Here is a 23,728-nt window from a genome sequence, read left to right as displayed (position 1 = left end):
TGGAGTAGTGATGTCCGGCTCAGTGGCTTATACACGTGAAGACTTTCTGCGTTTGGACGCAGAGGACCAACTGGCGGCTTATCGTGATCGCTTTGATCTACCTGCGAATACTATTTATCTCGACGGCAACTCGTTGGGTGCTATGCCTGCACATGTGCCTGAGCGTTTTGAACGTATTCTTAAAAAAGAATGGGCACATGGCCTGATCCGCTCATGGAACGATGCGGATTGGTATCCGGCCCCACAACGTGCAGGCGCCAAAATCGCAAAACTGATCGATGCAAAAAACAACGAGGTGATCGTTGCTGACTCGACCTCGATCAACCTTTTCAAGGTGCTTGTCGCTGCCCTGCGAATTAACAAGGACCGTAAGGTTATTCTGGGTGAGCGCGGTAACTTCCCAACCGACGTATACATCGCTTCGGGTGTGGCTGAGCTGACCGGCAGTGAAGTCCGTTGTGTAGACCCAGAAGAGGTCTTAGATGCACTCAATGAAGACGTTGCTGTTCTATCCCTGACCCATGTGAATTACAAATCAGGCCGCCGCTACGACATGGCCAAAATCACTAAACGGGCTCATGAAGTTGGCGCGCTCGTGGTGTGGGACTTGTGCCATTCAGTAGGCGCAATGCCAGTTGAGCTCAATGCTGCACAGGTGGATTTCGCCGTAGGCTGCACTTACAAGTACCTCAATGGCGGACCAGGTTCACCTGCCTTTGTGTTCGTTGCAGAGCGCCATTTTGCAAATGTTGATCAGCCACTTACTGGCTGGCATGGACATGCCAAGCCCTTTGATTTTGATCACGACTACCGCCCACATCCGACTATCGACCGCATGCTTGTTGGCACAGCACCGCAGCTGGGCATTTTAGGGTTGGAAGCTTCCCTGGAAGTCTTCGACAACATCGACATGAACCTTGTGCGCGCCAAAAGCAAAGCATTGGGCGACTTGTTTGTTGCACTGTTTGATCAGCATCTTCAAGGGCTTGGCGTTGAGCTTCGCAGCCCGCGTGAAGGTGAAGAGCGGGGCAGTCAGATCTCACTGAGCCACGAGCAAGCTTATGCCGTTATGCAGGCGATGATTGATCGCGGAATCATTGGTGACTTCCGTGCCCCCGACATCCTCCGCTTTGGTTTTGCACCGCTTTATATCCGCTACGTGGATATCTGGGATTGCATTGTCAGCTTGCGAGAAATCCTCGAACAACGGATTTGGGACCGGCCTGAGTTCCTTGCACGCAAATCAGTTACCTGAATCTTGAGCCTAGCGGAGTAGAGTGCGATGACAAAAAAAATAAGCACTTTCAACAATCTCGTTGATCGTGAGAAAGGACTCAAAGCGCACCTGACCGGTGCGCAGATCTCAATGATTGCTATTGGTGGTGCGATTGGCACAGGGCTTTTCCTAGGCAGTGGCTTTGCAATTGGTTTTGCTGGGCCAAGTGTTTTAGTGAGCTATGCCATTGCCGCTGTAGTTGCTTTGCTACTAATGGGCTGCCTGGCCGAGATGACTGTGCGCCATCCTGCGTCAGGCTCCTTCGGCTCCTATGCGGAGTTTTATGTGGCTCCGTGGTTTGGCTTTGCCATTCGCTACGTGTATTGGTCTTCGGTGGTATTCGCAGTAGGGACTGAAATCACAGCGGCTGCCATGTACATGAAGTACTGGTTTCCGGACGTGCCGGGTGGCTACTGGATGGTGACATTTTCCCTTGCCCTCATCACCGTTAATGCGCTGAGCGTGAAAGTGTTTGGTGCAATTGAATACTCATTCTCGTTACTCAAGTTGTTAGCGATTGTGATCTTCATCCTGCTGGGGGCTTATGTGGTGTACAACGCACCCGCTGACTCCACCATTGGCTTCAGCAATTACACCAATGACCGAGGCTTTTTCCCTAATGGGTTATGGGGAACATGGGTGGCAGTCATCGTCGCTTTCTTTAGCTATTTAAGTATCGAGATGATTGCTGTAGCCGCTGGTGAGGCCAAACAACCGGAAAAAGCGATTACCAAGGCGTTCCGCATCACGATTGTGCGTTTGGTGGTGTTCTACATGTGCACCATCGCACTCGTGCTGGCGATAGTTCCGTGGGCGCATAACAGTGGCGGAGAAAGTCCCTTCGTAATGGTGATGAAGGCCACCGGAGTGCCTTATGCAGGTGCGATATTTAATGTGGTGATACTGGTGGCGGCACTGTCGGCCATGAACAGCCAGATCTATATCGCTACACGGATGATGTTCAGCCTGTCACGTGCGGGCCAGGCCCCCAAAGTGTTCGGCATCGTTAAAGGAAATGGCGTGCCACTTCCGGCACTGTTGCTGTCTTCTATGGGTATTGCGCTGGCAACCGGGATCTACCTGGCCTACCCGGAAGAGGCATTCACCATGATGATGTCGGTGGCGATGTTTGGGGCCATGTTCACGTGGGCGGGGATTTTCCTGACGCATTTGTTCTTCCGCCGGCAGAACCCTGTGGAGACCCTCAGTTTCAAACTGTGGGGCTATCCATGGACCAGTCTGTGCGGCCTCATACTCATGCTCGCGATTATGGTCACAACGCTGTTCACCAAAGAGTTCTTCTCAACCCTGCTGTGGGGAGCTGGATTTCTAGTGATTGTGCTACTGATCTACTTCCTTAAGTTTTCAAAAGGTACCCCTGACTCCTTAAAGCCTGAAGGCATTTCCAAACTGGTTTGACCTTCTGCTGAACAAGGATTTAAGCGCTGGCAGTCTGACTGTCAGCGCTTTTTTGTGGGATTGAAATCTGCCTGAGTACTGGCCGAACATTACATCCGGCCCATTCCAATCAGCTAGCGGAGGTCTTACGGGCTTTGCTGCCTTTGGCGGGCTCAAAACCATCCGTACGGAACATGGCTTTAATGCCTCGGATTGCCTGACGGGTGCGATCCTGGTTTTCGATCAGGGCAAAGCGCACATGGTCATCACCGTAATCACCGAAACCAATGCCCGGTGATACGCAAACCTTGGCTTCATGCAGCAGCTTTTTGGCGAACTCAAGGGAGCCCATGTGAGCGTACTGCTCTGGGATTTTTGCCCAGATGTACATGGATGCTTTGGGATTTTCGACCATCCATCCCAGCTCATGCAGGCCTTTAACCAACAGGTTACGGCGCTGGCGGTATTGCTCAGCAATATCGCGTACACATTGCTGATCGCCCTCAAGCGCGGCAATAGCGGCTACTTGCAGGGGAGTGAATGTGCCGTAATCGTGGTAGCTCTTGATGCGGGCGAGGGCGCTGACCAGTTCTTTGTTGCCGACCATGAAACCGATCCGCCAGCCAGCCATGTTGTAGCTCTTGGACAGGGTAAAGAATTCAACAGCAATATCTTTCGCGCCTGGTACCTGCATGATCGAAGGTGCTTTCCAGCCGTCGTACACAATGTCTGCATAGGCCAGGTCATGCACCACCAGTACGTTGTACTGCTTGGCGAGGGCAACCACACGCTCGAAGAAATCCAGCTCGACGCATTGTGCTGTCGGGTTGGAAGGGAAGCCCAGAATCATCATCTTCGGCTTTGGAATCGACTCACGAATAGCGCGTTCCAGCTCATTGAAGAAGTCCACGCCAGGGATCAGTGGCACTGAACGTACTTGAGCACCGGCAATCACTGCCCCGTAGATATGAATCGGATAGCTGGGGTTGGGCACCAGAACCGTGTCGCCGCTATCCAAGGTGGCCAGCATGAGGTGAGCCAGACCCTCTTTGGAGCCAATGGTGACAATGGCTTCGCTTTCTGGATCAATCTCAACCGCGTAGCGATCCTGATACCAACGTGATATGGCACGGCGCAAACGCGGGATGCCGCGTGACGTTGAGTAGCCGTGGGTGTCTTCACGCTGAGCGACTTGTACGAGTTTTTCGACAATGTGCGGCGGTGTAGCACCGTCAGGATTACCCATGGAGAAGTCGATAATGTCTTCGCCACGGCGGCGAGCAGCCATCTTCAGTTCGGCAGTGATATTGAAAACGTAAGGGGGGAGACGATCGATGCGCGCAAAGCGGCGCGGAGCCTGTTCAGCCATGTTTTCCTCGAGTACGTAAGCGCCCGGAACCGTCCGAGCGACGTTGGCCAGTGTGCTGGCCGATGGCAAAGATATGCTGACGCTGTTGATCTGTCTAGTGTTGCTAGCCGTTTATTCAAGGCAAAGAAAAGCCCCGCACTAGGCGGGGCTTTTCATGACGTTTTACAGCTTAAACCTGAACGGCTGGAATCTTCGCGTTAGCAGCTGCTTCGCGGAATTCAGCGATCTGGTCGAAGCTCAGGTAGCGGTAAACGTCGGCAGCCATGCTGTCGATGTCTTTCGCGTACGCCATGTACTCTTCAACAGTCGGCAGTTTACCGATGATCGAAGCAACAGCAGCCAGTTCGGCCGATGCCAGGTACACGTTAGTGGCGTCACCCAGACGGTTCGGGAAGTTACGGGTCGAAGTGGAAACCACAGTCGAACCTGTCTGCACGCGAGCTTGGTTACCCATGCACAGCGAGCAGCCCGGCATTTCCATGCGCGCACCGGCTTTGCCGTAGATGCCGTAGTAGCCTTCTTCGGTCAGCTGGTGAGCATCCATCTTGGTTGGCGGTGCCAGCCACAGACGAGTCGGGATGCCACCTTTGACTTTGTCCAGCAGCTTACCAGCAGCTCGGAAGTGACCGATGTTGGTCATGCAAGAACCGATGAACACTTCGTCGATCTTGTCGCCAGCTACAGTGGACAGCAGGCGGGCATCGTCCGGGTCGTTCGGTGCGCAGAGCACAGGCTCTTTGACGTCGGCCAGGTCGATTTCGATAACGGCAGCGTATTCGGCGTCCTTGTCGGCTTCCAGCAGTTGCGGGTTGGCCAACCAGGCTTCCATTGCTTGAGCACGACGCTCCAGAGTACGGGCATCGCCGTAGCCTTCGCTGATCATCCAGCGCAGCAGGGTGATGTTGGACTTCAGGTACTCGGCAATGGACTCTTCCGGCAGCTTGATCGTGCAGCCTGCAGCGGAACGCTCAGCAGAGGCGTCAGACAGTTCAAACGCTTGCTCTACGGTCAGCTCGTTCAGGCCTTCGATCTCAAGGATGCGGCCGGAGAAGATGTTCTTCTTGCCTTTCTTCTCTACGGTCAGCAGGCCAGCCTGGATCGCGTAGTAAGGAATGGCATGAACCAGGTCACGCAGGGTGATGCCAGGTTGCATTTTGCCTTTGAAGCGAACCAGTACCGACTCCGGCATGTCCAGCGGCATTACACCAGTGGCAGCAGCGAAGGCTACCAGGCCAGAACCAGCCGGGAAGCTGATGCCGATCGGGAAGCGGGTGTGGGAGTCACCACCAGTACCAACGGTGTCAGGCAGCAGCATGCGGTTCAGCCAGCTGTGGATGATACCGTCGCCTGGACGCAGGGAAACACCGCCGCGGGTCTTGATGAAGTCAGGCAGGGTGTGGTGTGTGGTGACGTCGATCGGCTTCGGATAAGCAGCAGTGTGGCAGAACGACTGCATAACCAGGTCAGCAGAGAAGCCCAGGCAAGCCAGGTCTTTCAGCTCATCACGGGTCATCGGGCCAGTGGTGTCCTGGGAGCCAACGGTGGTCATCTTAGGCTCGCAGTAGGTGCCCGGACGAACGCCTTGACCTTCTGGCAGACCGCAAGCACGGCCAACCATTTTTTGAGCCAGGGTGAAACCTTTGCCGCTGTCAGCAGGAGCAACCGGCTTCTTGAACAGATCGCTTGCGCCGAGACCCAGCTCAGCACGTGCTTTTTCAGTCAGACCGCGACCAATGATCAGCGGGATACGGCCGCCAGCACGAACTTCGTCCAACAGAACGTCGGTTTTCAGTTCGAAGGTGGTTACCAGTTCGTCGCTGCCATGACGGCGCACTTCGCCCTTGAACGGGTATACGTCGATAACGTCGCCCATGGCCAGGTTGGTGCAATCGAATTCGATTGGTAGAGCGCCGGCGTCTTCCATGGTGTTGTAGAAGATCGGTGCGATTTTGGTGCCGAAGCAGAAGCCACCAGCACGCTTGTTCGGTACGTAAGGAATGTCGTCACCGAAGAACCACAGTACCGAGTTGGTAGCGGACTTACGGGAAGAACCAGTACCGACTACGTCACCTACGTAGGCAACCGGGTAGCCTTTAGCTTTAACTTCTTCGATTTGTTTCAGCGGGCCAACAGCGCCCGGCTGAACCGGCTCAATGCCGTCACGGGCCATTTTCAGCATGGCCAGGGCGTGCAGCGGGATGTCAGGGCGCGACCAAGCATCCGGAGCTGGAGACAGGTCGTCAGTGTTGGTTTCGCCTGGCACCTTGAACACGGTCAGGGTGATTTTTTCAGCAACGGCTGGTTTGGCTTTGAACCACTCACCGTCAGCCCAGGATTGCAGCACTGCTTTGGCAGAGGCGTTGCCTTTCTTGGCGCGCTCAGCGACGTCATGGAAGGCGTCGAACATCAGCAGGGTGTGCTTCAGTTGTTCTGCAGCTACTTCTGCAAGATCAGCGCTGTCGAGAAGCTCAACCATGGTGGCGATGTTGTAACCACCTTGCATGGTGCCGAGCAGTTCAACTGCACGCTTCTTGTCGATCAGCGGGGAGGTAGCTTCGCCTTTGGCAACGGCAGAGAGGAAGCCCGCCTTAACGTAGGCTGCCTCGTCAACTCCTGGTGGTACGCGGTTGGTGATCAGATCAAGAAGAAACTCTTCTTCACCAGCCGGCGGGGATTTCAGCAGCTCGACCAGGCCTGCGGTTTGTTCGGCGTTCAGCGGCTGGGGCACGACACCCTGAGCGGCACGCTCTGCTACATGTTTGCGATAGGCTTCAAGCACAGTTATTACCCTCATCAGTTGTTCCGGGACTAACCGGAACGCGATCCAGAAAACAGCGTTTCAAGCGCATCATGGCTTTATGGGCCGTTCTGCCTTGAATCGTTATTTTCCTGAAGAAGCTGCTTTCAAAGTTTTACGCCGGCAGGGCGGTTAGATGAGGGCTGGTGCAGAACCGTAATCGGCTCTCGGCGCTGCACCAACGTCCAACCTGCAGGATCGACTGTGCTCGTGACGCTTTGAAAACAGCTTCCAACGGACGTTGCAGCCAAAAGATTGGCCGAAAGATTCTACTGGAAAGCTTTACCAAAGTTAAGCCAGCTATCAGGTTTATCTCGGTACTATCGGGGTGATCTCAGTAAGACAAAGGGCTAATATGCCTGTCCGTTCGCCAGCTTATCTTGCCTTTAGCAATGTCAAATCAACGTATCAAAACCCCTTGTGTCGGCCTCTGCTCTACTGTTTATGGGGATCTTGTGTGCCGGGGGTGCAAGCGTTTTCACCACGAAGTGACGGGTTGGAACGGTTACAGCGAAGAGCAAAAGCAAGCTGTCTGGCATCGGTTAGAGGCACTTTTGGTGCAAGTGATTGCAGCAAAGGTTGAGGTGTTTGACCCGCAGCGTTTGCGTTTTCAACTTGAACAGCGGCAGATCCGTTTTGTGCCGCAGCAATCACCATATTGCTGGGCGTACCAGTTGATAGCCCGAGGGGCACGGGTCATCAATCAGCTTGATGCCTATGGTTTGGTGCTGCTACCAGAGTTCAGAGAATGGTCTCTGCCCGAAGTGCGCGACGCCATAGACAGAGAGTTCTTTCTGCTTTCCGAAGCCCACTATGAACGCTACATCGCGCCGCGTTTTTTGCGGGGGCTAGATGGGGAGGGCGGCGAGTAATCAAGCCGCCCCACATGATTCAGCGCTGAGCTACGAGCTGTTCCAAGTGCTCAATAATATCGTCAGGCTTCAGAACTAAGATGTCTGTTTCGAGTGTGTCGAGAATCACCTCAGCCGTGTTACCAATAAGCACGCCGGACAAGCCAGTGCGAGCGACCGTGCCAACAACGACTACGCTTGCGTTCAAGCGCTTGGCAGTTTGTGGAATTAAGACGTCTGCAGGGCCTTCAACAATATGCAGGCGGTCATCAGTCACATCATATTGTTTCTGAAATTCTGCGCAGTTAGCACGGTAGCGGGCCTGAATGGTTTCAGTCAGTTGGAAGGTAGGATCGGCGGCTGAGAGCATTGGGCTCGGGTGAGCGCTAACGACATGCAGTGCCGATTGCGCCAGGGTTGCGATCTCGTAGCCATGGCTGACGATAGTGCTATGTAGAGTTCGATGTTCGGCGTCAGAATTTCCAACATCCACTGCCGCGAGGATGACGCCATCAGTCCAAGATGTATCTGTTTTTACAAGTAACACAGGGGCAGGGCAATAGCGCAGGACCTTCCAGTCATCTGGGGTCAAGATTGCTTTTTTGAGCAGGCTATCGTGGCTGTGCTGTTTAACCACTAGACCACAACCTTCAGACTGTTGCACGGTGACAATTGTTTGATGCAGTGATTCGTTCCAAGCTTGCTGCGATGTCACACTGAAGCCTTCGTTATTGAGTTCTTCAGTCAGATCGCAGAGCAAAGCGCTGTGATCTGTTTTCTTGTCGCAGATAAGAATATGCAGGTGAGACTGTGTGACGCTAGCAATTAGCTTGGCGCGCTTGAGGGCAAGATCTTCGTTTTGTGAGGGATCTACGACTACAAGAATGCTACGAATTGCTTGCATGACCAGCTCCTTAAACAGTTGTTTGAAACCACTATAACTGCCTGCTGACTTGTCCCCTTGACCGATGTCAATCGCTTGGGTATTCCAGCCTTGGGACAGCCTCGTATAATGGTTGTTTTTGTTGTGCTTGTTTAAGCTCAATTGCACTTGTGAGTCTATGCGTCTTTTAGCCAATAACGTCGTCAACACGGCCAACTCAAACCCACGACTGGCAGGTTTCAATTTGATCGTCAGTTATTTAGATGTGAGCGCGAGCAAATGAACTTCCCAGAGATACAAGAATTCCTAGGTTGCCCGACACCTGAATCGTGGGTCAAGGCTGCATTAAACGATCAGGCAACGATGTTGATTGATCATAAAAATTGCGAGTTCAAAGCTGCTAGCACCGCCTTGAGCTTGATGGCCAAGTACAGCACCTATGTTGATTTGCTTAATGCGATGTCACGCCTTGCCCGGGAAGAGCTTGTGCATCACGAGCAGGTATTGCGCATCATGAAACGCCGCAAAATTCCGTTGCGCCCAGTATCGGCAGCGCGGTATGCATCAGGCTTGCGCAAGGTCGTGCGCACCCACGAGCCCTTTAAGCTGGTGGACACCTTAGTGGTGGGAGCCTTCATAGAAGCCCGCAGCTGTGAGCGCTTCGAAGCGTTGGTGCCACACCTAGATGAAGAGTTGGGCAAGTTTTATTTCGGCCTGCTTAAAAGCGAATCCAGGCATTTTCAAGGCTATCTGAAGCTTGCTTACCAGTACGGTGAGGCGGCAGATGTTGATCAAGCGATCGTACGGGTACGTGAAGCAGAGCAGGTGTTAATTGAATCGCCGGATACGGAATTTCGCTTCCATAGCGGTGTGCCTGCATTCTGAATTAGCGCCCTACGGGGCGCTAATTTATTCGACGCTCAAATCAAACGCGGTTTGATTGAAGCCGTTTTCATCTACTTGCAGCGCCCAGCCTTGCTTGTCCCAATCTCCCAACACAATGCGTTGTGCCGGGTGACCGCTGATTTCAAGTTGATGTGTTGCCGGGCGGTGGGTGTGCCCATGAATCAGGGTGCGAACGCCTTGCTCAGTCATGGTGCGGACCACTTCCTCGGGCGTTACATCCACAATGTCGCTGGCTTTCATTCGGGTTTGCGCTTTGCTTTCATTACGCAGCTTACGCGCCAGTTTCTGCCGGGTAGACAATGGCAGGTTACGCAGAATGAACAGCGACAGGGGATTGCGCAGCCAGAAACGCATCTTCATGTAGGCGAGATCCTGCGTGCACAGGCTGTCTCCGTGCATGAGCAAAACCGTTTCGCCGTTGAACTGGACACGAGCCGGATCTTTTAGCAGGGTGCAGCCGGCTTCACGGCAAAAAGCCTTACCGATCAAAAAGTCGCGATTGCCATGCATCAGAAATACCTTCGTACCCTGATCACTTAGACGTCGCAATGCGCTGGCAATAGTGCGTTGGAAGGGCGTGATCGCATCATCGCCAATCCAGACCTCGAAGAAGTCTCCGAGAATATAGAGCGCCGTGGCCTGGCTAGCCCGCGTATCCAAGAAATGAAGAAACGCCCGGGTAATGTCCGGGCGCTCCTGTTCAAGGTGCAGATCAGAGATCAGCAATATCACTCAACGATCTCAGCACGTTCGATGATGACATCTTCAACCGGTACGTCCTGGTGACCAGACTTGCTGGTGGTAGCCACGCCTTTGATGGCGTTAACAACGTCCATACCTTCAACAACTTCACCAAATACGGCGTAGCCCCAGCCTTGAACAGTCGGGGAGCTGTGGTTGAGGAAAGTGTTGTCAGCTACGTTGATGAAGAATTGCGCAGAAGCAGAGTGTGGTTCCATGGTGCGCGCCATGGCCACGGTGCCGATTTTGTTGGAAAGGCCATTATTTGCTTCGTTCTTGATAGGAGCACGAGTCTGCTTTTGCTTCATGCCCGGCTCAAAACCGCCACCCTGAATCATGAAGTTGCTGATAACACGGTGGAAAACGGTGTTGTCGTAATGACCTTCCTGAACATACTGCTTGAAGTTGGCAGTAGTTTCCGGAGCCTTGTCTTCGAAGAGATTAATAGTGATAACGCCGTGATTGGTGTGCAGCTTGATCATGTAATAGTCGCTCTTTCGGTAAAACCGGGAGCCGCTCCGGCATTTTAGTGACAACTATAAGGCCGGGAGGCGGTTGGGGGCCTGTCAGGTGATTGACAGCTTCGGCTATGATAAGCGCTTTGTATTTGTCGGCCTACCCTGTGCCGCGCATCCGAATGATCAAGGACACCATGAGCAAGCCAGAAACCGTCGCCGCTGCCAACTTCCTCCGCCCCATCGTTCAGGCTGACCTGGATGCTGGTAAACACGCGAAGATCATCACGCGTTTCCCGCCGGAGCCTAACGGCTACCTGCACATCGGCCATGCCAAGTCGATCTGCTTGAACTTCGGCCTGGCCAAGGAGTTTGGTGGCCAATGCAACTTGCGCTTTGATGACACCAACCCAGCTAAAGAAGATCAGGAATACATTGACGCCATCAAAGAAGACGTCAAATGGCTGGGTTTCGAGTGGGCAGGTGAGGAGCATTATGCATCTGATTACTTTGAGCAGCTTCACGAGTGGGCTATTGAGCTGATCAAGGCTGGCAAGGCGTATGTGTGCGACCTCTCCCCGGAAGAAGCCCGCGAATATCGCGGCAGCCTCACTGAGCCAGGCAAGAACAGTCCGTTCCGCGACCGTAGCGTCGAAGAGAATCTGGATTTATTCGCCCGTATGAAAGCCGGTGAGTTTGCAGACGGCGCCCGCGCGCTGCGTGCCAAAATCGATATGGCCTCGCCGAACATGAACCTGCGCGACCCGATCCTTTACCGTATTCGCCACGCCCATCACCACCAGACCGGTGACAAATGGTGCATTTACCCAAGCTACGACTTCACTCACGGCCAATCCGATGCTATTGAAGGCATCACCCATTCGATCTGCACCCTTGAGTTTGAAGATCACCGCCCACTGTACGAGTGGTTCTTAGAGCACTTGCCAGTTCCGGCACAGCCTCGCCAGTACGAATTTGCTCGCTTGAACCTGAACTACACCATCACCAGTAAGCGCAAGCTTAAGCAGTTGGTGGACGAGCAGCACGTCAATGGCTGGGATGACCCACGCATGTCGACGCTCTCAGGGTTCCGCCGTCGCGGCTACACACCGGCGTCAATTCGCAACTTCTGCGACATGATTGGCGTCAACCGCGCAGGCGGCGTGGTGGATATCGGCATGCTCGAATTCGCCATTCGCGAAGATTTGGACGCCAATGCCAGCCGTGCCATGTGCGTGCTGAAGCCCCTGAAGGTGGTAATCACCAACTATCCTGAAGGTCAGGTCGAACAACTTGAGCTGCCTCGCCATCCGAAGCAAGACATGGGCGTGCGTGTTCTGCCGTTCAGCCGCGAGATCTTCATCGACGCCAGCGACTTTGAAGAAGTCCCTCCAGCAGGCTTTAAACGCCTGATTCCTGGTGGTGAAGTGCGCCTGCGCGGCAGCTACGTGATTCGTGCCGACGAGGCCATCAAGGATGCTGAAGGGAATATCGTTGAGCTGCGCTGCTCGTATGATGAAAACACCCTGGGCAAGAACCCTGAAGGTCGCAAGGTCAAAGGTGTGATTCACTGGGTTCCGGCAGCCGAAAGCGTTGAGTGTGAAGTTCGCCTGTACGACCGCTTGTTCCGCTCCGCAAACCCGGAGAAGGCTGAAGAGGGCGGTAGTTTCCTCGACAATATCAACCCGGAATCACTGGTAGTGCTCAAAGGTTGTCGCGCGGAGCCGTCACTGGCTAAAGCGACAGTCGAAGACCGTTTCCAGTTTGAGCGGGAAGGCTATTTCTGTGTCGACAGCCGTGACAGCACACCAGACAGCCTAGTCTTCAACCGTACCGTTACATTGCGCGACTCCTGGGTTTAAACCTGGGTGATTGATTTGAACCAGGCCGCTTGAGCGGCCTGTGCCTCCTCAAGGAATTTCGATGCTCTCCATCTACAACACGCTGACCAAAAGCAAAGACGAGTTCAAACCGTTAGTGGGTAATCAAGTACGCATGTATGTGTGCGGTATGACGGTTTACGACTTCTGTCACATTGGTCATGCGCGGGTAATGGTTGCCTTTGACGTTGTCACCCGCTGGTTGCGCCATCGCGGCTACGACGTGACTTACGTCCGTAATATCACCGACATCGACGACAAGATCATTCGGCGCGCCAATGAAAATGGCGAGCCGTTTGAAGCCCTGGTAGCCCGTATGATCGCTGCCATGCATGAGGACGAAGCACGCCTTAATGTGCTGCGCCCGGATCAGGAACCCCGCGCAACGGATCACATCGCAGGCATGCACGAGATGATCCAAACCCTGATCGACAAGGGTTATGCCTATGCTCCGGGTAATGGCGATGTGTACTACCGGGTTGGCAAATTTGTCGGTTACGGAAAATTGTCCCGCCGCAAAATTGATGAGCTGAAAATCGGCGCTCGTATTGAGGTCGACGAGATCAAAGAAGATCCACTCGACTTCGTACTCTGGAAGGGTGCTAAGCCAGGCGAGCCTAGCTGGGAGTCGCCATGGGGGGCGGGACGCCCGGGCTGGCATATCGAATGCTCGGTGATGTCTACCTGCTGCCTGGGTGAAACCTTCGACATTCACGGCGGCGGCCCTGACTTGGTGTTCCCGCACCACGAAAACGAAATCGCCCAGAGTGAAGCCGCCACTGGCAAGCTTTACGCCAATGCCTGGATGCATGCAGGTGCTGTGCGAGTAGATGGTGAAAAAATGTCCAAATCTTTGGGCAACTTCTTCACCATTCGCGAAGTGCTGGAAAAGTATCACCCGGAAGTCGTGCGATACCTGCTGGTATCCAGCCATTACCGCAGCCCTATCAATTACTCCGAAGACAGCCTGCGCGAAGCCAAAAGCGCACTTGAGCGTTTTTATAACGCCCTTAAGGGGCTGCCAGTGGCTGTGCCTTCCGGGGGCGATGCCTACGCAGAGCGTTTTGCAGCAGCGATGGATGACGATTTCAACTCACCTGAAGCCTGTGCGGTTCTGTTTGAATTGGCTCGTGAAATCAACCGGTTGCGCGATTCTGACACCCAAGCGGCTGCTGGTCTTGCTGCACGCTTGAAGGAGTTGGCAGGGTTGCTGGGTGTTTTGCAGCTGGAGCCTGAGGCCTTCTTGCAGGCCGGAGCAGAAGGGAAGGTCGATGCAGCTGAAGTTGAGGCACTTATAGCAGCTCGCTTACAGGCTAGAACTGATAAGAACTGGGCAGAGTCTGACCGAATCCGTGATCAACTGACCGCAATGGGCGTTGTATTGGAAGATGGGAAAGGCGGTACGACCTGGCGTTTAGTCGACTAACCCAAACGTACGCGCTAACTCGTCCGATCTAGTGTGGATAGCTATGACGCACGTCGCATTTTTTGTGCGATGTGTGTCATTCTTTTAGTTCGAAAGTGCTGCTTCGCTAGAGAATAGAGCCTTCGTACCACTCTCTACATGAATCAAGGACGGTATATGCGTAAAGCTTTTGCTCCAGTTCCGCGTCTCTTCCTTTTGTCTGGTTTATCTGTCGCAATCGCCGGCTGTGCAGGCAATCCCCTTCAGCCATCTGTTAACACCAGCGAACCCTCAAGCCTGCATGGCGAATTGACTACCCAAAGCAAGGTCAACGTCAATAATGGTTCGCGCTATCAAAGTTACGGACTTCGCCTGCAAGAGGGTGAAGCGGTACGTATTGAACAATCTGAACCTCTCGCGACTCAGCTGACACTGCTCGATAGCCAAGGGCGGCTGGTAGCAGGACCAGGTGCGGATAATCTGACGCTAGTGTCTTCCCAGACTGGCAGCTACACACTGTCGGTCAGCGGCTCTTCCTCGACGGATTACGGCCCATTCGCGCTAGCTCTACAACCCATCGAGGCCCGCAGCAGCGGTGAGCTTGGCGCAGGGGATAGCTTTGCTGGAAGCTTGAAGTCTGGTGGCAATGCTTACCAACTTAAAATCACAGAGGCCGCCATCTACACCATCAAAATGGCGTCAGATGCATTCGATACAACCCTCGCACTGCAAGGCAGAGGGCTTACTGCTGAGAACGATGACTTTGGTGATAGCACTAACTCTCAGCTGAGCGTTTTCCTTGAACCGGGTACCTATCAATTACGTGCCGGTGCACTAGACGAGGCAGCCCGAGGCGCTTACAGCCTGGACGTTGAAGAGCGAAAATTGCCAACCGGCGTAAAGTTCACTAATAGTGGTGCACTGCAGGCCGGTAAGACTATTACAGGTCTGGTCAGCATGTCGCCCGCGACCTATAGCATCGAGTTAAAACAAGCCGCGCGAGTACAGTTAGAAATGCGTTCCTCTGAACTGGATGCATTGCTGGCATTGAGCGGAAATGGCGTTGAATACACCGATGATGACGGTGCGGGCAATACCGACGCGCGGCTTAGTGCATTGTTACTACCAGGGCGATATAAGATTGAAGCGAAAAGCATCAACGACCAATCTGGCGTCTTCGAACTTAGTTATGTCCAATTTCCAGTCAGTGAAGCGCGCTTGACGAGTATTCGGCCGGGCCAATATGCCCAAGGCTCACATACACCCTCACGACCAGCTCAAGCGACAATTATTATCCCTGAAGCAGGCGAGTATGTAATTGACTTAGCTTCCGCTAACTTCGATGTGCTGCTTGAACTCAAAGGACACGGGGTTGAGGTGCAGGATGATGACAGCGGTGGCGGAACGAACGCCCGCATCAGTCAATATTTAGAGGCTGGCGAATATCAGGTGAAGGTGAGTTCTGTCGACGAAAGCGGCGGGAGATTTACACTTTCTGTACAAGGCGGTAACTAATACCGGCCGAAGTGGCAAAGCCCCCTTAGATTATCTCTAAGGGGGCTTTTTCTTACTTATGCAAATGCTCTGCAGCGTGCAGGGTGTTTTCCAGCAGGCCTGCGCGGGTCATAGGGCCGACGCCACCTGGGACGGGCGTAATCCAACCGGCGCGAGGCAGGGCAGTTTCATAGACCACGTCTCCAACCAGCTTGCCGTCATCCTGGCGGTTAATACCCACGTCAATCACGATTGCACCCGGTTTGACCCATTCGCCTTTGACCAGACCTGGTTTACCTGCTGCAACTACAACGATGTCTGCCTGACCGACATGGCCGGCCAGATCCTTAGTAAAACGGTGTGTGACGGTGACCGTACACCCGGCCAACAACAGCTCAAGAGCCATCGGGCGGCCCACAATATTGGAGGCTCCGACCACCACAGCATGCATGCCATACAGATCTTCCCCAGTGCTTTCCAGCAAGGTCATGATCCCTTTGGGAGTGCAAGGGCGAAGCAACGGCATACGCTGAGCCAGACGGCCAATGTTGTAAGGGTGGAAACCATCTACATCTTTGTCAGGACGGATGCGCTCAAGCAGAGGTGCTGAATCCAGATGATCGGGCAATGGCAGCTGAACCAAAATGCCGTCGATTAGCGGATCTTCGTTGAGGCGATCAATCAGAGACAGCAACTCTTCCTGAGTAGTGCTCGCTGGCAAGTCATAGGCCTGGGACAGGAAGCCAACTTCCTCGCAGTCTTTACGCTTATGCGAGACGTAAACCTGGGACGCAGGGTCGCTACCAACAAGAATTACTGCTAACCCGGGTGCACGCAGGCCTTGCTGGCGTCGCTCGGCAACACGTTGGGCAATCTGCTGACGCAGGTTGGCGGCAATTGCTTTGCCATCGATCAGTTGGGCGGTCATTGCGCTTGATTAACCATCACTAGAATGAACAAAAGGGTGTGTATTCTCGCATGACCAGCCTTTGGGGCAAAGGCGGAGGCAAGGTTTTCACGTAACTCCTTTAAATAACTGAATTTTTTTGAATTTTTTTGTTGACGACCTACAGCGACCTCTATAACATTCGTCCCGCTTGTCGAGCACAGCCAGTCGCTGGGTAAGACGGCAAAGGTAGAAGCTGAAGAGTTTTTCCCCGAGCCGAAAGCTTTGATCTGCTAAGCAGATATAGGCGCCCGTAGCTCAGCTGGATAGAGCATCCGCCTTCTAAGCGGATGGTCGCAGGTTCGAGTCCTGCCGGGTGCGCCATTTGGTGATCTTGGCTCAAGCAATGTAATATGGTGGGCGTAGCTCAGTTGGTAGAGCACAGGATTGTGACTCCTGTTGTCGTGGGTTCGATCCCCATCGTCCACCCCATATTCAAGAGAGCGCCAGGTTAAACCCTGGCGTTTTCGTATAAAGCGTTACAAGCGGACCTGGTGAAATTGGTAGACACACTGGATTTAGGTTCCAGCGCCGCGAGGCGTGAGAGTTCGAGTCTCTCGGTCCGCACCATTTGATTCTCCGGATATAGCCGGCCTCAAATACAAAAAGCCCTGATATGTTCAGGGCTTTTTTGTTTCTGCGCTAAAATCCTTTCACATTTCTTGCGCACTAAAAAATGATCTATCCCTAAAACACAGCGCAAATGCTGAATGGGCAGGGCAGATCTGCTGCCTGAATCGCGATGTACCGCACATGCTGTGAGCGCTATACATAGAAAAGGGCACTTACAAGTCGGTTTTATTCGCGTTATGTCGTAAGATGCCCGGTCGCAGAAAGAACCGTCATGGCCGTATAGCCATGAAGGGCTTTCATTCTTTGCAACTGAGTATCGTGAAGATGAATAAGCCTTTCATTTCGCTGTGCCCGGAAATTACTCGGGCGCATGCGCTGACGTTGGTGGAATGGTTACAGGACGAACGAGTCACCCGCTATCTAAGCGATTCACGCGATGTTTCTCGCGCCATTGAGCAAGCCATCAATCGAACACAACTACCGATTCTTACACACATCTTTAACCGAGATGGCCGGTTCTTCATAGCCTGTGACCGGCATGATGAGCCCGTAGGCTTCGTCCGACTGATCAAAAGCGGTTCAGATTGCGAGATCGTCCTCGCTATCGGAGAAAGCGCTAAATGGGGACGCCACCTAGGATCCCGCACGATCAGTGAAAGCATGAAGTTAGCCTTTCTGGAGATGCGTGCCGAGAGGGTGGTTGCCAAAATACATGCCGATAACGTTAGCTCCCTGAAAGCATTCTCGCGTAGCGGATTTGTACTCGAGCGAGAATCTCCGACATTGAAGTTACTCACAATGACAGCGCAACGTTATTTCCAGCTTTTGCGCAAAGGTGCTTTGACCAGCGCAGCGGGAATTGTCATTACCGAAGTCGACAGGGCCAGGCTTGAAAACTTGCTTATATTTGAACAAGGATCGGTTGTTGTAGACCTTGAGCACGAGCTTGAACGCGCCATTATCGTCAAACCACAGCAAGTGGCCCGAAATGTTGTAACGATGAACTCCCGCACGGTGTTGCAACTGGATGAAGAAGAGATCGAAGTGGCTTTGGTCTATCCCGAAGCAGCAGACAGCAGCGCCGGCAAGTACTCCGTATTGTCAGATATCGGCGCCGCCATCTTGGGCTACCAGGAGGGAGACACCATAGACTGGAGAATTACAGATCGCACTCAGCGCATTGAAATCCGTGAGGTTCTTTACCAGCCTGAAGCGGCTGGGGATTTTCATTTGTAGCTTCAAGTGCGACGTTAACAGGTAAGAGGTCAGCTACAAGCTGGCCTTATTTATGCGGCAGATACTGAGTAAGCAAGACGCACCTGCAATTTACGCAAGAATCCTAGACGAGGTATTGGCAGTACAATACCTCAATACTCTATTTAACATAATATACATTATGCGAATCATTAAATCCTCCAGCTACGAGCGCTCCTGTGCGGGATTTAAGCTCGCCTTGTAGACACAGATACATGATGACTTCATCGAGTCGCTCCCCGGCTAATAAGACCCAAACAGGAGATTTCATTCACCTAGGTGTGGGCAACAATTGTCGGCATTGATGCTCACATCAAGATAATTTTATTAACCTGGCGCACTTAGGTATAAGAGAAAACTAATGGGTCTAGTGCCGCTCGGCGGTTTATTTTCATTTTCCTAAAAAATATTAGATTTCCGCCTTGTTGTACTCGCAATACCTAGAGTATAACTTTTGCCCATATTCAGAACGGACAATCTGAATATGGGCACTCTTTATGCATCTAATATTTCTAAGGACGGAAAATGAAAGAATTTGCATTGAAGGCCATAGGCTTAGGCGCGATTTTGTTGGGCTCCCCAGTACATGCGTCTGCAAATAACCTTGCCGGTGAGGTTGAGGTAAAGATGGTTATTGGTGCTGGCTGCAGCATCACTAATGGCAATGTAAATGCTGGCGTCAATCAATGGGGCACGCTTGATTTCGGCTCCCACTCTGAGCTGTCAAATATCATTGACGCTCAAACGTTAGGTAGTAGTGGAAATATTCAAATAAAGTGTAGCACTGGCCTAAGTCCAAGCTTGTCGATCAACTCCGGACTTCATAGCACTGGCGGTCAGCGCTACATGAAGCATGCAACAACTCCTGAGACAATTGCATACAATGTGTACTCCGATGCGACACGCAATCAATTAATCCAACCTGACACTCCCGTCAATATTTCTGCTGTCGCTACAGGCAATGCGGTTGATATACCACTATACGGCCGAGTGTCGCCCGCCAACCAGGGCTCAACCTCTCCCGCCGCTGGAACTTACAGCGACACGTTATTAGTTACGATTTCCTGGTAACCCAATCTGCTTCCACTCCGCGCCGGAATAGGGACATTCTGAGCAATGGGCATTAAAAGTTACATAGTTATAGGCTGGATTTTTTTTAGTTCAGCCTCACTGGTTTTTGCGCAAACAGCGACTATCGACATCAGTGCAACAATACTGCCTTCGTGTGAAACAAGCAGCAGTATTAGTGGAAGTGGCAATTCAAACTTTGGCACCATCAATTTCGGCGAATATGTATCACTGGATAATGTTTTAACCATGATGAGTCATCAAGGCGCTGGCTCTATTAGGGTTAAATGCATGAATGGGCAAACCTACACAATTAGACTGGACGGAGGCCTCTACGGGAGTGTTACAACAAGACGTATGGCAAATGTTACGGACTCATCAATGACAATTAACTATATGAATCGCCCCGGGTTTCGTGGAGGCCGTTTCGTTTAAGTCAGGCCGCCATGGCCTGACTTGCTTGTTGCTGGTGGAAGTTTGCCTCAGCCTCCGCAGGCGGGATATACCCGATTGAGCTCAACAGCCGCTGGTGGTTGTACCAGTGCACCCATTTCAAGGTCGCCATCTCAACAGCTTCACGACTCTTCCATGACTGCCGGTAAATCAGTTCAGCCTTGTACAGCCCGTTGATAGTCTCGGCCAAGGCGTTGTCGTAGCTGTCGCCCTTGCTGCCAACCGAAGGCTCAATGCCGGCCTCTGCCAGCCGCTCGGTATAGCGGATCGAGACGTACTGACTGCCACGGTCGCTATGGTGAATCAGGCCACCCATACGATGTGGCTGTCGGGCGTACAGCGCTTGCTCCAGGGCATCCAGCACGAAGTCGGTCTTCATGCTGGTACTGACTCGCCAGCCGACGATGCGCCGTGCAAAGACGTCAATCACGAACGCCACGTACAGCCAGCCTTGCCAGGTCGAGACATAGGTGAAATCCGACACCCACAGCTGGTTCGGGCGCTCAGCATGGAACTGGCGTTGGACACAATCCAGCGGACACAGCGACTTGTCGCCGGCCACCGTCGTCCGTACAACCTGGCCACGCCTAATTCCCTGCAACCCAGCTCGCCGCATTAGCCGCTCCACCGTACATCTGGCGACCTTGAGGCCCTCTCGCAGTAACTGCTTCCAAACCTTCACCGCGCCATAGCACTGCATGTTGGTATCCCACACGCGCTGGATCTCCAAGCTCAACGCCTCATCGCGCTGAGCACGGCAACAACGCAGTGCCGGATTGCGCAGTTGGGCCGCATGTCTGCGGTAACCGGACGGGGCGATCTGCAAGACACGGCAGATCGACTCGACCCCGAGACGGTCACGGTACTGATCGACAAAAGCCCTCAGGACTTGGTGCGGCGGTCGAGCTCCGCCTGGGCAAAATACGCACTGGCCAGACGCAGAATTTCATTGGCCTTGCGCAATTCCCGGTTCTCCCGCTCCAACGCCTTGATGCGTTCGCGCTCTTCGGTGGTCGGGCCTGGACGCTGGCCTGCGTCGGTCTGATGGCGGCGAATCCAGCCATGCAACGTTTGCGCTGCACAGCCAATCTTCGGCGCGATGGCTTCAATGGCGGCCCACTCGGAGGGGTAGTCGTTCAGGTGTTCCAGAACCATGCGCACGGCACGTTCACGGACTTCAGGGGAGTAGGTCGTAGTCTTTTTCATGGCCTCATCTTCTCAAGAGTTGAGGCCTCCACGAAACCCGGGGCGATTCACTATGAGAATCAGTTAATAGGTTACACCGACAGAAATGGCCACCTACTCGTACCATGGGTATCTGCCTATTATCCTGCACACTTTGAAGTCGACACACTGAATCTTCCAGCCAACGTCTCTGTTAAAAACGTTGATCAGCGTGTATCCGTACGACAAGGCAGTGGGGTGCTACTCAACTTTCCATTTAGCACAATTGTCGCCGCCACGATCAAAGTTGTGAGTGATGATGGCAGTCCACTACCAGTGGGTAGTCAAGCCATGGAAGTAAATAGTGGCCGCTACGCACCAGTGGGATGGGATGGACAAGTATATTTCGAGGAGTTGGGCTCAAAAAATAGGCTGATAATAACCCAGCCGGATGGACGCACTTGTCAAGCTGATTTTTTGTTGTCAATCAAAACCCCGAACATCACAAGAATAGGCCCACTACCCTGCATATTCACAACTGGAGTCGCGCCATGATTCGTCCTATCACCGGAGCGATTATTTTAGGGACTGCTTTAATGTTGGTGAATACAGAGCTACAGGCAAACTGCAGCACGTCTTCCGCAAATGTGAGTTTTGGGGCATTGAGTTCGTTTGCCCTTGCTACTAATACTGAGACTGTAACAGCTGAAACAGGATTCAAATGCTCTAGCGGTGTGCTGAGTCTGTTGGGCGAGAATAAAATTACCTCAACTATCTCAACATCATCAAATAGCCTCGGCACAACGCCACGACTTTATAATACTGCAACGAATACTTACCTGCCCTACAGCATTTGCCGTGATAGTGGCTGCGGCTCATCCTATGGCACTGGTGATACTGTAAGTTGGAGCAAGTCGAGTGTCGTGGGGATCTTGAATTTGTTCACAGGAAGCGATGGAAGTCTGCCTTTGTATTTGCGTATCACACCAGGCTTAGCACTGCCAGCTGGAACCTATACGGATACGATTGTACTGACATGGAACTGGAAGATATGCTCAGCAGGAGTCGGCTCTGTCTGCATTTACAACACCGGGCAAGCTACCAGTGTTGTGACAGTCACGCTCAATGTTCTCAACGACTGCTTTATAGATAAAGCGCCTGATGTCTCTTTTGGTAGTGCCGCGATCGTGTCTGCCTTCCCAGAAGTAAATCAAAGTATTGACGTGCGCTGCACACTCAATAGCACCTATCAGCTAGGTTTTGATAATGGTAATAACTTTTCAGAAGGCTGGCGGCGTATGGTAAATGGACCTAACACTATCCAGTACAACATTTATAAAGAAACAGGCACAGCTGTGTGGACTACGTCCAACACGACCACCAGTACAGGTAGTGGCGCGACACAAAGCATTCCATACAGGGTGGCTGTAAATCCTATTCAGCCTAATGTGCCGGCAGGTACCTATATTGATTCAGTTAGAGTGATACTGACTTACTAGTCTTACCACTCCTGCGGTAGATCAATGAGTCGATGCGATACCAGCTCTTTGACTGATACGCAGACGCAAGATCTAAGTGATAACTCAAGGCTGGAATATAAAAGACCGAGTTAGTCTAGTCTACATTTCGCACCGAGTATGCCGTCTAACATCGTTTTCAATGGTGGTCTTGAAATAGTTGACGACGCTAGTCGTTAAAGCACAGATATAGAAAGGCCCGGCTATTGCCGGGCCTTTCCTCACAAGCTTAGTTCAGTTACTGGCGAACTTGAGCTTCTACTTCTGCTTCAACGCGGCGGTTTACAGCGCGGCCTTCGGCAGTTGCGTTGTCAGCGACCGGACGGGACTCGCCGTAACCAGCAGCGCTTACGCGGCTGCCATCAACACCGTACTGGTTAACCAGAACTTCACGAACAGCGTTTGCACGGTTTTCGGACAGTTTCTGGTTGTAGGCATCGCTACCAACGGAGTCAGTGTGACCTTCAACCACGGTGGTGGTTTGTGGGTACTGATTCATGAAGTCAGCCAGGTTTTTGATATCGCCGTAGCTTTCTTCTTTAACAGAGGACTTGTCGAAGTCGAACTTAACGTCCAGTTCAACACGAACCAGTTCCAGCGGCTCTTCAACAGGAGTCGGCTCAGGAGTCGGCTCTACAGCTGCTACAACTGGAGCTGGCTTGCTGCCGCCACCGAAGTTAACACCGATACCGACGCTTGGCGCCCACTCGGTGTCGCCTTGGTCGATGTTGTACTGAGCTTCAACGCCAGCACGTGCATAGAAGTTCTCAGTGATGTAGAACTTAGCACCGCCACCCAGATTAGCGAAGGTGGAGCGATTGCGGGAGTTGCTGCCATTCTGATCAACGCTCTGATCAGAGAAACCAGCGGAAATGTATGGACGAACTACATCACCAGGGTTGTTGAAGTGGTACAGAGCGTCCAGAGCGGTGTTAGCGCCCTTGATGTTCTTACCATCATCGCTACGTGCGTTGTGAACTTCATCATAGGCCAGACGCAGTTCAACGTCGTCAGTCAGGAAGTAGCCGATGCTACCGCCGAACAGGTTGCCGTCATTTTTGAAATCACGAGCACTGTCGAAATACTGCTTCTTCGCAAAGCCCTCGATTTCTACAGCGCCTTGACCTTGAGCCAGCGCGCTGAGGGAGGACGAAGCCAGCAGCGAACCGATGACAACGCCTAATGTGTTTTTCAATTTCATTACGAGAATCCCTATCTTGTGTGCTCAGTAAGTTGTCTGACAAACAAGACAACTCTACAGGTCATTCTAACAGATATAACCTGAAATTAGGACAGCA

The 23,728-nt window shown here is 52.7% G+C and carries 20 protein-coding genes, 3 tRNA genes and 1 other annotated feature; of the genes, 15 read left to right on the top strand and 8 right to left on the bottom strand.

Annotated elements, in window-relative coordinates; all coding sequences use genetic code 11:
* Positions 1–10 precede the first annotated feature (10 nt).
* Entirely contained in the window at positions 11–1,255 is a 1,245-nt protein-coding gene (gene kynU / locus WG219_10710; protein WXL27882.1) for a kynureninase, read from the top strand.
* 27 nt (positions 1,256–1,282) lie between these two features.
* Positions 1,283–2,695: an amino acid permease gene (locus tag WG219_10705; protein ID WXL27881.1), complete on the top strand. Its 1,413-nt coding sequence runs from the start codon at positions 1,283–1,285 to the stop codon at positions 2,693–2,695.
* Positions 2,696–2,804: 109 nt separating this feature from the next.
* Here WG219_10705 and alaC read toward each other — a convergent pair whose 3' ends face one another.
* Together alaC and acnB are read right to left on the bottom strand one after the other, a co-directional pair.
* Positions 2,805–4,043 carry an alanine transaminase gene (gene alaC, locus WG219_10700; GenBank protein ID WXL27880.1) on the bottom strand — a complete coding sequence of 413 codons (1,239 nt, stop codon included), beginning with the start codon at positions 4,041–4,043 and terminating at the stop codon, positions 2,805–2,807.
* 169 nt (positions 4,044–4,212) lie between these two features.
* Positions 4,213–6,822: a bifunctional aconitate hydratase 2/2-methylisocitrate dehydratase gene (acnB, locus tag WG219_10695; protein ID WXL27992.1), complete on the bottom strand. Its 2,610-nt coding sequence runs from the start codon at positions 6,820–6,822 to the stop codon at positions 4,213–4,215.
* Positions 6,823–7,232: 410 nt separating this feature from the next.
* Here acnB and WG219_10690 point away from each other — a divergent pair, with 410 nt between their 5' ends.
* Positions 7,233–7,712 (top strand): DUF1289 domain-containing protein, encoded by a 480-nt coding sequence (locus WG219_10690; GenBank protein ID WXL27991.1) that lies wholly within the window; start codon positions 7,233–7,235, stop codon positions 7,710–7,712.
* A 19-nt stretch (positions 7,713–7,731) separates the two neighbouring features.
* On the opposite strand, the gene WG219_10685 is transcribed toward WG219_10690, so the two are convergent.
* On the bottom strand, positions 7,732–8,595 hold the full coding sequence (locus WG219_10685; protein ID WXL27990.1) for a universal stress protein: 864 nt from the start codon (positions 8,593–8,595) through the stop codon (positions 7,732–7,734).
* Between the two features lie 258 nt (positions 8,596–8,853).
* Here WG219_10685 and miaE point away from each other — a divergent pair, with 258 nt between their 5' ends.
* A complete protein-coding gene (gene miaE / locus WG219_10680) occupies positions 8,854–9,459 on the top strand; it encodes a tRNA isopentenyl-2-thiomethyl-A-37 hydroxylase MiaE (GenBank protein WXL27879.1) in 606 nt (201 codons plus the stop codon).
* A gap of 24 nt (positions 9,460–9,483) precedes the next feature.
* On the opposite strand, the gene WG219_10675 is transcribed toward miaE, so the two are convergent.
* A complete protein-coding gene (locus WG219_10675) occupies positions 9,484–10,212 on the bottom strand; it encodes a UDP-2,3-diacylglucosamine diphosphatase (GenBank protein WXL27878.1) in 729 nt (242 codons plus the stop codon).
* A complete protein-coding gene (locus tag WG219_10670; GenBank protein WXL27877.1) occupies positions 10,209–10,703 on the bottom strand; it encodes a peptidylprolyl isomerase in 495 nt (164 codons plus the stop codon). The genes WG219_10675 and WG219_10670 overlap by 4 nt, the downstream gene beginning before the upstream one ends.
* Before the next feature lie 170 nt (positions 10,704–10,873).
* Here WG219_10670 and WG219_10665 point away from each other — a divergent pair, with 170 nt between their 5' ends.
* From WG219_10665 to WG219_10655, 3 genes are all read left to right on the top strand, one after another.
* Positions 10,874–12,538 (top strand): glutamine--tRNA ligase/YqeY domain fusion protein, encoded by a 1,665-nt coding sequence (locus tag WG219_10665; protein ID WXL27876.1) that lies wholly within the window; start codon positions 10,874–10,876, stop codon positions 12,536–12,538.
* A gap of 61 nt (positions 12,539–12,599) precedes the next feature.
* Positions 12,600–13,982 carry a cysteine--tRNA ligase gene (gene cysS / locus WG219_10660; GenBank protein WXL27875.1) on the top strand — a complete coding sequence of 461 codons (1,383 nt, stop codon included), beginning with the start codon at positions 12,600–12,602 and terminating at the stop codon, positions 13,980–13,982.
* A gap of 156 nt (positions 13,983–14,138) precedes the next feature.
* Positions 14,139–15,476 (top strand): hypothetical protein, encoded by a 1,338-nt coding sequence (locus WG219_10655; protein ID WXL27874.1) that lies wholly within the window; start codon positions 14,139–14,141, stop codon positions 15,474–15,476.
* Positions 15,477–15,528: 52 nt separating this feature from the next.
* Here the strand turns inward: WG219_10655 and folD are convergent, their stop codons facing one another.
* Complete coding sequence (gene folD, locus WG219_10650) at positions 15,529–16,383, bottom strand: bifunctional methylenetetrahydrofolate dehydrogenase/methenyltetrahydrofolate cyclohydrolase FolD (GenBank protein ID WXL27873.1); 855 nt, start codon at positions 16,381–16,383, stop codon at positions 15,529–15,531.
* Positions 16,384–16,648: 265 nt separating this feature from the next.
* Here folD and WG219_10645 point away from each other — a divergent pair.
* The 6 genes from WG219_10645 to WG219_10620 all read left to right on the top strand — a co-directional run bounded on the left by WG219_10645 (position 16,649) and on the right by WG219_10620 (position 19,731).
* Positions 16,649–16,725: transfer RNA gene (locus WG219_10645), tRNA-Arg, on the top strand.
* A gap of 32 nt (positions 16,726–16,757) precedes the next feature.
* A tRNA-His gene (locus WG219_10640) sits at positions 16,758–16,833 on the top strand.
* A gap of 53 nt (positions 16,834–16,886) precedes the next feature.
* Positions 16,887–16,971: transfer RNA gene (locus WG219_10635), tRNA-Leu, on the top strand.
* Between the two features lie 288 nt (positions 16,972–17,259).
* Positions 17,260–18,210, top strand: coding sequence for a GNAT family N-acetyltransferase (locus WG219_10630; GenBank protein ID WXL27872.1), 951 nt, complete (start codon positions 17,260–17,262; stop codon positions 18,208–18,210).
* A 543-nt stretch (positions 18,211–18,753) separates the two neighbouring features.
* Positions 18,754–19,299, top strand: coding sequence for a spore coat U domain-containing protein (locus tag WG219_10625; GenBank protein ID WXL27871.1), 546 nt, complete (start codon positions 18,754–18,756; stop codon positions 19,297–19,299).
* Between the two features lie 45 nt (positions 19,300–19,344).
* Positions 19,345–19,731 carry a spore coat protein U domain-containing protein gene (locus tag WG219_10620; protein WXL27870.1) on the top strand — a complete coding sequence of 129 codons (387 nt, stop codon included), beginning with the start codon at positions 19,345–19,347 and terminating at the stop codon, positions 19,729–19,731.
* Position 19,732: 1 nt separating this feature from the next.
* Here the strand turns inward: WG219_10620 and WG219_10615 are convergent.
* A protein-coding gene (locus WG219_10615) for an IS3 family transposase (protein ID WXL27869.1) occupies positions 19,733–20,955 on the bottom strand; the annotation gives its coding sequence in 2 pieces (ribosomal slippage) (positions 19,733–20,670 and positions 20,670–20,955; 1,224 coding nt in all).
* Positions 20,561–20,677, bottom strand: a sequence feature (AL1L pseudoknot). (Overlaps the previous gene by 117 nt.)
* A gap of 309 nt (positions 20,956–21,264) precedes the next feature.
* Here WG219_10615 and WG219_10610 point away from each other — a divergent pair.
* Positions 21,265–21,468 (top strand): FimD/PapC C-terminal domain-containing protein, encoded by a 204-nt coding sequence (locus WG219_10610; GenBank protein ID WXL27989.1) that lies wholly within the window; start codon positions 21,265–21,267, stop codon positions 21,466–21,468.
* Positions 21,465–22,412: a spore coat U domain-containing protein gene (locus WG219_10605; protein ID WXL27868.1), complete on the top strand. Its 948-nt coding sequence runs from the start codon at positions 21,465–21,467 to the stop codon at positions 22,410–22,412. The genes WG219_10610 and WG219_10605 overlap by 4 nt, the downstream gene beginning before the upstream one ends.
* A 256-nt stretch (positions 22,413–22,668) precedes the next feature.
* Here the strand turns inward: WG219_10605 and WG219_10600 are convergent, their stop codons facing one another.
* Positions 22,669–23,631: an OmpA family protein gene (locus tag WG219_10600; protein WXL27867.1), complete on the bottom strand. Its 963-nt coding sequence runs from the start codon at positions 23,629–23,631 to the stop codon at positions 22,669–22,671.
* Positions 23,632–23,728: the final 97 nt, after the last annotated feature.

Source organism: Pseudomonas mendocina (assembly GCA_037482215.1).
Taxonomy (GTDB): Bacteria; Pseudomonadota; Gammaproteobacteria; order Pseudomonadales; family Pseudomonadaceae; genus Aquipseudomonas; species Aquipseudomonas mendocina_E.
The sequence above is the reverse complement of the archived record's forward strand: the minus strand, read 5'-3'. Positions and strand labels throughout refer to the sequence as shown.